Here is an 8,637-nt window from a genome sequence, read left to right as displayed (position 1 = left end):
GTACCTGTGCCAGAGACAATAGCAGACCCTGACACTGTGCTAACAGTGCCTGTTGTGTATATCATGATTTATTTCCTAAAATTTAGATACAAAAAAACCACATTAGTGCGGTATTTAATCTTCTAACATTGAAACGTCTATCATAAGCCCTTGTTCCATTAATCCAGAACCTTCTCGACTCGGAGGCATACTTATCCAGCCATCCTCTTCTCCTAAGAACTCGTATCGATACTCAAATGTTAACCCTCCCACATCATCAATCAAGACATAACGCTCGCTATATCTTTTGAATGTCCAAACTTCATCCCACGTGTCAGGGTCTATGTAGCTTCGTATGTTTGTATTATGAAAATACCCCATAGAGCGAGTCTTAATCATGCCATACCGATGACCACTTTTGCCTGCGATTCTTAATGAGCCTTTGCCAGCGCTCCCCGTATTGACATCATAATATTTCTCAAAGCAGACCAACTTAGCAAGAGATGAAAATTTCATTTTCCCTTGCTCATCATAAACTTCAAGACCAACTCCGTGTTGAGGTATGCTTACCTTGGAAATCGGAGCAACCATCCATTGGCTATTTAACGCATAGATTCTCGGATAGCTATCATGAGGGCCTGATGATGACGTTAGTTCATCAGGAGTTGCTTTTCTCAAAACACATATTGTTTCGAGTTTATCGGTTAATTGTATCAGCCTATTATTTGTGTAAATTTCTACACCAACCATTTCACACCACCCATACGACAACATGACTTGAGAATGAGTCATTCGCTTGTGTCTGCCCACCACCAGAGCCATTGTTCTCCCTGCGATAGATATTGTAATCAACGCGGTAATTTAACGTGTTCCCAGATATGGAGTACTCTGTTCTCTCATTAGGCTTATCTACATGAAATTCACCACTCCATCGAGAGCGATACCGTAGCCAGAAATGGCAAACAACCTCACCTCCTAAGGAAATCTCAGGAATAGTAAGAGATCCATATTGGGACAAAGGAAGGTCAAATTGCCCCAAGTGGCGCGGTATAATAGTGTCTTCTCCAATAATGAGTCGCCCTTTCTCATCATATATTTCTAAACCCATGCCCATTACCATATCCCCATTCTGATACGCATTGTGCCTTTTTTATCAAACAAACGTTTTAATATGTTTGTTTCAATCCAGTACCCCTGAGCGTTATTCCCATATTTAATTTCTTCACCAGTGCGCATATTAAGTTGATAGCCCACCTTGTTTGCATGGCTGAAATTGGTTGATTGCAATACATTAGCTATTTTTGCACTGGTAATAGTTGCATCACCAATAAAAGCTTCATTAACAACCAACTGTCCATTCTTCACGATAAACGGTGTCACCACTTTGCCATTTAATGACGATATCACTGCAAAGTTTTGGGCATTGACCAGAAATTGGCTATTTCCTTGTGCATTAAACCCTAAGCCAATGCCCGTAATGACTTTATTCCCTTTGCTATCTTGCTGAACTTTCATTGTCCATGATGCGGAAATTTTGCCATTTATGTCGGTGACCACTTTCGACGTTTGTTCAATTTTGGCTGAACTTGTACCCACTTGGCTTTCAAGGCGAGTGACTTGCTGGGCGGTAGAGGTCACTTTACCTGAGACCTCAGTCACCTTAGTTTCAAGTTGGTTTACCGCATTCGCCGTTGCATTGGCTTTCTGTTCGCTGGACTTAGGTACTTCATTCGCCACAAATCCTTTCGGTGCCACCGATTGTTTGTTATTGGTATAAGTGCGGGTGATAATTTGATGGTTAACACTTTTATGCTTAGTGAGCTGATATTTAGCACCTCCTCGCAAATAGATATATTCCACAGAACCATTCGTTAATTGAGCTGGCCCCATCACAGGGGATTGATTTGTCCATCGCCAATCAAAATTATCAATGATGCGGTTTTCAGACTGTGTTCCCCATCCAGAAGCACTCACTTGCCATTCCACAATCACGGCAAAACCTTTGGTGCTGTGAGTGGCATAGCTGGGTTTATTGTCACTATATTGCCCTAAGGTCCTAAAAACCTTAAAGGCATAACGTCGAGAAGTTACTAATGGAAAAATAATCGGATAATAGGTGTTTTCATTGAGTTTAGATAAATCTAAATCCACCACCACAGACTCCGTTAAATCGGCTTTCACTGTATCTAATTTGCTGGATAACGTTTGTACCTGAGAGGTTGCGGACATCACTTTGCCATCGAGATTAGTTACTCGCGTATTTAACGCATTCACCACACTGCTATCAGCTTTCCCCTTAAGATTTGAATTGAGCGTTAAAATCTCTTGCGTTTGTGCTTGCTGTTTCGAGGTGAGGGTTTCTAATGATTTATTAATCGCTGAAACATTCCCATTCATCCGTGTTTCCAGTGATTGTCGGGCTTTCGCTTCTGCTTGGTCGCCTGTAACACGTGCTTGTTTCTCTGCGGAAATGAGTCCTGCGGTGACTTTCGATAAATCATTACCGGTATAATCACCACGAAGTTGAGTGGCTAAGAATTGGCGTTGTTGTGCTTCGGTTTTATCAGTCTCAATACGTGCTTGTTGCTCTTGTTTAATTGCGGCTGCCTGTGCTTCTGTTGCCGTTGAAACTTGATTTATCCGCTCAGCCAGTAATTTTCCTGCCTCCTCCCATTTTTTTTCACTTTCTTCAATCGTTGCTCCATGCCTCATCAACTCAGATAAAATCTTGTCATGATTTATCCTCATCAACTCATGTAATTCAGTAATATCGATTTGGTTAGCTTTACTGTTAATTTCACCCAATAAGTCTTGTGCGAGTTGGTCTCGGCTGATTTGCCCCGCTAATTCATCAAGAATAATACTAGCATCAAACTCAGATTCTCCCAGAATAAACTCAGTCCATTCGGAATGATTACCTATTTTATCTACCAGTCTTGCTCTAAAATAAAACGTTAAACCTGCTGATAACCCTGCCATTTCATAGGTTTTTGAGGGATAAGGAACATCAGATAACAGCATCAGACCTTCACCATTATTGGTTTTGCTGTACTGAATTTCCGTTTTTAACGTATCACTGGTGTTTTCACCAAATTCCCAGCCTAACTTAATGCCAAATACGAGCGGTGAAGCTCTAAAGTTTACAGGTTTAGGCGGGCTCCCTACTTTTCCTGTCAGTGTTGTTTCTGGCGCATTAGTCCATACACTGGATATTTCAGACGCATTTATCGCACGAACTCTCACCTGATAACGACCAGCATAAATGCCATCAACTTCAAACCCACATGTTGATGTTCTTGGCATTGATACCCAGTTATTATTATCTCTCCGCCATTGAGCCTCATAGGTAATGGCATTATCAACTGCATCCCAATCAACACGCAGAGTAATAAATGAAATACCTTGATTAACCTGAGAATAGGATGATATACGAATGTTTTTAGGTGGTGCTTGCACACTCGGTGGAACAATGGTGATTGGACGCTCACCTATTCTTGCGCCAGAGTCAATGTGATCGTAATTGCTTGGGTTATGGATTGCGCCAGTAATAGTATATGTATTATCGCCATTATCAGTAATATTAACGACCCGATAAAGTTGTAATGTTAAATCATCAGCATCAACTGTCCAAACTGCGTTTTTCTCTGGTTCCTGTGAGTACTCCGTTGAAATTGTAATGATATTATCAGCAACCAGTGATACGGTTCTTCCCTCTGAGCGCCCGTTTGGCAGATTAACAATCAACCTATCACCAGCTTTAATATTGGCTCTGCGATCAAGTGTTATTTTTCTGCCTTCTACACGCGATATACGTCCACCATTATCTCTTCCAGCCAATGTAGAATCGGCAACAGCAATGATATGACCAGGAGAAGGTATTGCCCCCTCTAATCCTGTCGCAAAACTAATAACTCTGTCGTTAGCATTGGTGAGTAACGCCCAGCGACCTCTACGGTTAGCCTCCGTCTGCCGAGTGCAACCTATCGCTGATATTTCAGTTTTGCGTACTCCGTAACGACGCTGTAGTTTAATATCGGCCACAGCCTCAATCGCATCATTACTGTGGTTATTGGTGTCTGTGTAGGAAACTAATGCTTGCGTATATCGATTTTGCTGACTACCTCCTGAATAGGTAGGCTTACCTCCAACAATATTGGCATTAGTAAACGTTCTAAAAATACTATCTGGCATATCAGCGACAACATTAACCTTGTTATCAGCCCAAAATGTCATACCACGAAAAATAGCCGCTATATCTCTCAGTACTTGGTATGCCGATTCTTGCGATTGAATATAAACATCACACAGGAATCGAGGCTCCTTACCATCACCACCATGCCCATCGGGTACCAATTCATCACAATATTGCGCAATCTTATACAGGTCCCACTTTTCAACCTGAGAAGACTGGATCCGGTCACCACAGCCGTAGCGATTATTGAGTACTAAATCATAAAATACCCATGCCGGGTTATTGGTTGCTGCAAGTTTAAAGGTGCCATCCCATACGCCTGAATAGGCCCGATTAATCGGGTCATAATTCGTGGGCACTTTGATAAGCAAGCCACCTTTTGGGCGAACGCTAATTTTAGGGATGCGGTTATTAAATTGACGCGCATTGAAAGTAATAAACAATAGGGCCGTATTTGGATAACGCAATTTAGCATCGATAACATCAGTAACAGCAGAGATAGTAACCTTATCAACAATTCTGGCTGTATTCTGATTCTTAGTTAATCGTCGGACACGGATCTGCCAACCTGTATTTGCCTTGGGTAAGTCAATGCGGTGTGTTCGCTGGTATTCGCTGGTCGTTTTACCATCAAAAGCAGACTTTAATACTTCATTATATCCAGCACCATCTGTAGATAAGTCAATAGCATATTCAATTCTATAGCCTGTAGTATCCCCGTTATCGTGTTGTTGAAACAATTGAGGAACAGATAGTCTAATGCGCACAGCAGATAGCTGAGTGTTATTAATGCTCCGCACATAGGGCTGATCGTCTTTTAATTCCAACCCTACCGATGTTTCGCTATCTACTGATGGGATACCCTGAATGTATTCTTGGTGTTCACTACCCGGTCTAAATTCCCAAGTGACACCCTCAAAATTCTTAGTACCGTCCGCATTGCCAATCGGTGTATCATCAAGAAAAATACGAGTATCGTCTAAGCCACCAGCAATTTCACCTTCTGAGATAGCCAATAAAATCTTAGCTGTTGATTCAGAAAGTAAGCTATCTGGTGATTCCGTGGGCGTATGTCCGCCACCGCCACCACCTTTTGCACCATGAATTAATTCCATATTTCACCCATAAAAAAAGCCACATAGTGGCTATTCTGAAATTCGTTTATGTTATTGCTGATCTTCTGTATAAATACCTGCGGAAATGATTGCCCCACCTACCTCTCGCCTGTCCAGTCCATAAAGTAAAGGAACTGGATTTCCTTGCGCAGTAGAGTTTACAGCTCCGCCAAAGGCATAAGATGGTTTGTTATCTGAATCTTGCCTCATTGATAGACCTCGCGGTTGGGGTGAAAGCATCTGGTAAACACCACCAAGAGCCACACCAAGACCTATGGCCCCAATCAAGTCACTTGCAAATAAGGCAGTACCCCAAGGAGCAAATGTCGCGACACCGATCATGGCAATGCCCAACATAGTTTGAAAGAATCCTCCTCGTTTACTTCCTTTAATGATTGGTGCTATGCGGATCTCTTCTGTGGTATCAAGATGCAGCTCTTCTTCATTAATGTTTCGTTTCCCCTTAAATACAGCAAACTCCATTCCTTTTAAATGAGCATTAGCAAGAAACTGCTCAAAGCCATCATAAAGCACAGAGAGCGCCTTAATTGCTTCGCGAGGTGAATCTATATCTAATTTGTGTTCACGCCCAAATTTTGCGCCAAGAACACCATATAGACGTATTGCTTTTAGGCTCATACAAACTCTTTCCTCCGCACAATTTTTACGGTTCTATCTCGCCAATAATCGCTGTAGGGGACCAACCTGCTGAGTTGACCATAAAGATGGTGAAGTAACATACCATTCATAATCACACCAGCGTGATTAGGTACATCGGCTTGTACTTGCATAATCACCATATCGCCCTCTTTCGGCTCGCCAGTAACGTCAACAAAACCCGCTTTCTCGTAGTTATCCATATACAGGTTTTCGCCTTCTTCCCACCAGTGCCGATCAACGCTGTAATTATGTAACTCAATACCGTGTTTTTGGTGGTAGTAATCCATGATTAACGACCAGCAATCAGCATAACCAAGCACAAAAGGACGGCCTTCTAATTCGCGTTCACCTCGAGGGTAAATAATTCGAATATCACCCTCTGGACATGATGCGATCACCCAAGGCAATCCTGTCACATCACACTGTAATTTATCTATTTCGCTAGGTTGAGTCGTTACACCATCACCACAATGGCTGTGCACAATTGCTATTGGCTCACCCCAGTCCTCAGCAAGAGCGTAATCTTCTGGAGAAAGCTCAAAATGCTCTGTTGGATTATCTGAAAGATTGCTACAAGGAAAGTATTTTTTAACTCGACTTTTCTGACAGATAATTCCGCAAGCTTCTTTGGGATATTCGGCTTTTACATGTTCAAATATCGATTCTCTTAATTTTTTTGTGATCATCTCGTTAACCCCGCAGCGGGAAACCCTCCAAAATCTAATGGCTCATTCTCACCAAAGCGTTTTTTGCAATCACTAATAAGCCCACCACAACTATCTAGCGCTGGATCATCAACAGGGTTTCCTCTCTCATCAAAATATTTATTCCCTGAATATGAGCACCCATTACCACTGCGATAATCGCCTTTCATGCACCAATAACAAAGGTTATGAATTTGTCGAACGGGTATCATTACTCCCTGCAAATCAAACGGGCTAGACAGCTCGAACTCTACGGATTCGCCAGCCACCTCATTAGTTTTACGATCGATGTAATAAACCTGTTTAAAACACTCATCAGGGTTAGCGGTTGGATTACCATCAGGAAAATTTTTGGCATCAAGATAATGAGAGAATGTCTCATAAATAGTAACCTTTGCTTGCACCATATCGTCAAGCTGGAGACACAAAGATGAGATTAAGCCATCTATATTGGCAACCTTTAGAGATGGTCTCGCTGGGCTTCCGTCGCTATTCTTTGCCATTCCTTCAACTTCATAGGGCCATGCCCCATATTCATTTTCTTGCCACCAAATTGGTTTTGGCTTGATATCACCATTAGATTTCTCTATCTCTTCTGGTGTGTGAGGAAGATTGTAAGCATGGAAGCGAAGAATTGGCCCATCAAAACCACTGCCATCCACCTCAATTAATTGAACCTTATTACCCGGCTCTAATTTTTGTACATCTGCTGTGATATTCATGCGCTAAATGCCTGTTCAAACGTAGCTGACAATTTCATTACTCCGCCAGATATGGGGATCATCGATATTGAATCAGCTTTAACTCGATAAAGACCTTTTTCACCAAATGGAGGTGTCCAAATAAATGATTTTACTGTGTGTTGCCGAATGAATTTAAAAATAGGCATCACCTCATCTTTCAATCCCATATAAGAGAATGGCCACGTTTGAGATTCTGGATTAATACCATCACCAGCAACTTGTTTGTAACCATCTCCAAATTCAACTTCTTTAATACGATGCTTGAACTCACCGCTTGGCGAATCTTGTATTTGTGTTCGCCATTTAAACTCTTCCATTGGTTACTCCAATAAAAAAGGCGACACAAAGCCGCCTGATCAAATATCAGGATATTAATAAATATCCATTAGGTTATTTTATATATTCAGCCCAGAGAAACTTACCGAAGGAATGGCTGACTTACTTCGATGGAGAATTGAATATGTTAGTTAGTGAAATGGCTAAAGACATAGAGACCCTTCAAACACGTACTCTTGCTTTAGAGTATATAATTCAAGTAATGATTAGGAATATGTCTGATATTGAAAAAGAAAAACTTATTAGTGAATTAAATAAAGTATCGCATGATAGTCCTGTAACTATCGAGGCGTTTGGTATCATTCAGTCACATTTACATAATTAGTACCATATTATAAAGGCGGTTACTGTGCCGCCTTTATGCGATCTATCATGGTTCTTGCATATTTTTCCGCTCTCCCCATAAATGAAGCAAATGTTTCATTTGGGTTATAATCCTCTGTGTACTTAAATTGTAACTTTGGTTCTTCATCTGGGGTATTATTTCCCACTATCTCCGTTACTGTAATTTCTGACGTTAATATAGGTTTTTCACTTATTTTTATAGCCCCAATGCCATATCTTTTCACATCCCCTGTAATTTCCACTCCTGAAAATTTGTTTGATAACAATGGGAACTCTACTTTGATTTTCATAACTACCTCTCATTAAAAAGCCACAGAATTTGGTGGCTGTTATTGGTTTAATTCTTTAATTGTTTTTCTTGCATATTCTTCGGATTCTTTAAAATATTCCGAAAGAGGCTTATTAGCATCAAAGCTAGTTTGATAAACCAGATATGCTTTTGGTGGTTCAAAATCAGCTTCATTTCCCATGTATACATCTACTGGAATGCTAATTTCTTTATCTTCTGGACGAATACAAATATTTCCTAATTTTAATTTCATAAATACCTCTCTTATTAAATG

Annotated in this window: 10 protein-coding genes; 1 reads left to right on the top strand and 9 read right to left on the bottom strand. The window is 40.9% G+C overall.

What is annotated here, in order from left to right; genetic code table 11:
- Positions 1–114: 114 nt before the first annotated feature.
- Genes GWI58_RS14165 through GWI58_RS14135 form a run of 7 tightly spaced genes read right to left on the bottom strand, consistent with a single transcriptional unit; the run spans position 115 to position 7,710 of the window.
- Complete coding sequence (locus GWI58_RS14165; protein WP_012367646.1) at positions 115–729, bottom strand: hypothetical protein; 615 nt, start codon at positions 727–729, stop codon at positions 115–117.
- Position 730: 1 nt separating this feature from the next.
- A complete protein-coding gene (locus GWI58_RS14160) occupies positions 731–1,093 on the bottom strand; it encodes a hypothetical protein (RefSeq protein WP_237611707.1) in 363 nt (120 codons plus the stop codon).
- Positions 1,093–5,286, bottom strand: coding sequence for a TipJ family phage tail tip protein (gene gpJ / locus GWI58_RS14155; protein WP_036976695.1), 4,194 nt, complete (start codon positions 5,284–5,286; stop codon positions 1,093–1,095). Before gpJ ends, GWI58_RS14160 begins: the two co-directional genes overlap by 1 nt.
- 51 nt (positions 5,287–5,337) lie before the next feature.
- Positions 5,338–5,925 carry a tail assembly protein gene (locus GWI58_RS14150; RefSeq protein ID WP_036976694.1) on the bottom strand — a complete coding sequence of 196 codons (588 nt, stop codon included), beginning with the start codon at positions 5,923–5,925 and terminating at the stop codon, positions 5,338–5,340.
- Positions 5,922–6,632: a C40 family peptidase gene (locus GWI58_RS14145; RefSeq protein WP_036976693.1), complete on the bottom strand. Its 711-nt coding sequence runs from the start codon at positions 6,630–6,632 to the stop codon at positions 5,922–5,924. The genes GWI58_RS14150 and GWI58_RS14145 overlap by 4 nt, the downstream gene beginning before the upstream one ends.
- Entirely contained in the window at positions 6,629–7,372 is a 744-nt protein-coding gene (locus GWI58_RS14140) for a phage minor tail protein L (protein WP_012367643.1), read from the bottom strand. The genes GWI58_RS14145 and GWI58_RS14140 overlap by 4 nt, the downstream gene beginning before the upstream one ends.
- On the bottom strand, positions 7,369–7,710 hold the full coding sequence (locus GWI58_RS14135) for a phage tail protein (protein ID WP_012367642.1): 342 nt from the start codon (positions 7,708–7,710) through the stop codon (positions 7,369–7,371). Before GWI58_RS14135 ends, GWI58_RS14140 begins: the two co-directional genes overlap by 4 nt.
- Positions 7,711–7,853: 143 nt before the next feature.
- Here GWI58_RS14135 and GWI58_RS14130 point away from each other — a divergent pair, with 143 nt between their 5' ends.
- Positions 7,854–8,054: a hypothetical protein gene (locus GWI58_RS14130; protein WP_004245944.1), complete on the top strand. Its 201-nt coding sequence runs from the start codon at positions 7,854–7,856 to the stop codon at positions 8,052–8,054.
- A gap of 19 nt (positions 8,055–8,073) precedes the next feature.
- Here GWI58_RS14130 and GWI58_RS14125 read toward each other — a convergent pair whose 3' ends face one another.
- Together GWI58_RS14125 and GWI58_RS14120 are read right to left on the bottom strand one after the other, a co-directional pair.
- On the bottom strand, positions 8,074–8,364 hold the full coding sequence (locus GWI58_RS14125) for a hypothetical protein (RefSeq protein ID WP_004247513.1): 291 nt from the start codon (positions 8,362–8,364) through the stop codon (positions 8,074–8,076).
- Positions 8,365–8,403: 39 nt separating this feature from the next.
- Positions 8,404–8,616 (bottom strand): hypothetical protein, encoded by a 213-nt coding sequence (locus GWI58_RS14120; protein WP_004247512.1) that lies wholly within the window; start codon positions 8,614–8,616, stop codon positions 8,404–8,406.
- Positions 8,617–8,637: the final 21 nt, after the last annotated feature.

The organism is Proteus sp. G2674, assembly GCF_009915195.1.
GTDB lineage: Bacteria > Pseudomonadota > Gammaproteobacteria > Enterobacterales > Enterobacteriaceae > Proteus > Proteus mirabilis.
The sequence above is the reverse complement of the archived record's forward strand: the minus strand, read 5'-3'. Positions and strand labels throughout refer to the sequence as shown.

Excerpts from the sequence above, each read along its gene's own strand:
- GWI58_RS14165 (WP_012367646.1), bottom strand. The coding sequence starts at position 729 with ATGGTTGGTGTAGAAATTTACACAAATAATAGGCTGATACAATTAACC.
- GWI58_RS14160 (WP_237611707.1), bottom strand. The coding sequence starts at position 1,093 with ATGGGCATGGGTTTAGAAATATATGATGAGAAAGGGCGACTCATTATT.
- gpJ (WP_036976695.1), bottom strand. The coding sequence starts at position 5,286 with ATGGAATTAATTCATGGTGCAAAAGGTGGTGGCGGTGGCGGACATACG.
- GWI58_RS14150 (WP_036976694.1), bottom strand. The coding sequence starts at position 5,925 with ATGAGCCTAAAAGCAATACGTCTATATGGTGTTCTTGGCGCAAAATTT.
- GWI58_RS14145 (WP_036976693.1), bottom strand. The coding sequence starts at position 6,632 with ATGATCACAAAAAAATTAAGAGAATCGATATTTGAACATGTAAAAGCC.
- GWI58_RS14140 (WP_012367643.1), bottom strand. The coding sequence starts at position 7,372 with ATGAATATCACAGCAGATGTACAAAAATTAGAGCCGGGTAATAAGGTT.
- GWI58_RS14135 (WP_012367642.1), bottom strand. The coding sequence starts at position 7,710 with ATGGAAGAGTTTAAATGGCGAACACAAATACAAGATTCGCCAAGCGGT.
- GWI58_RS14130 (WP_004245944.1), top strand. The coding sequence starts at position 7,854 with ATGTTAGTTAGTGAAATGGCTAAAGACATAGAGACCCTTCAAACACGT.
- GWI58_RS14125 (WP_004247513.1), bottom strand. The coding sequence starts at position 8,364 with ATGAAAATCAAAGTAGAGTTCCCATTGTTATCAAACAAATTTTCAGGA.
- GWI58_RS14120 (WP_004247512.1), bottom strand. The coding sequence starts at position 8,616 with ATGAAATTAAAATTAGGAAATATTTGTATTCGTCCAGAAGATAAAGAA.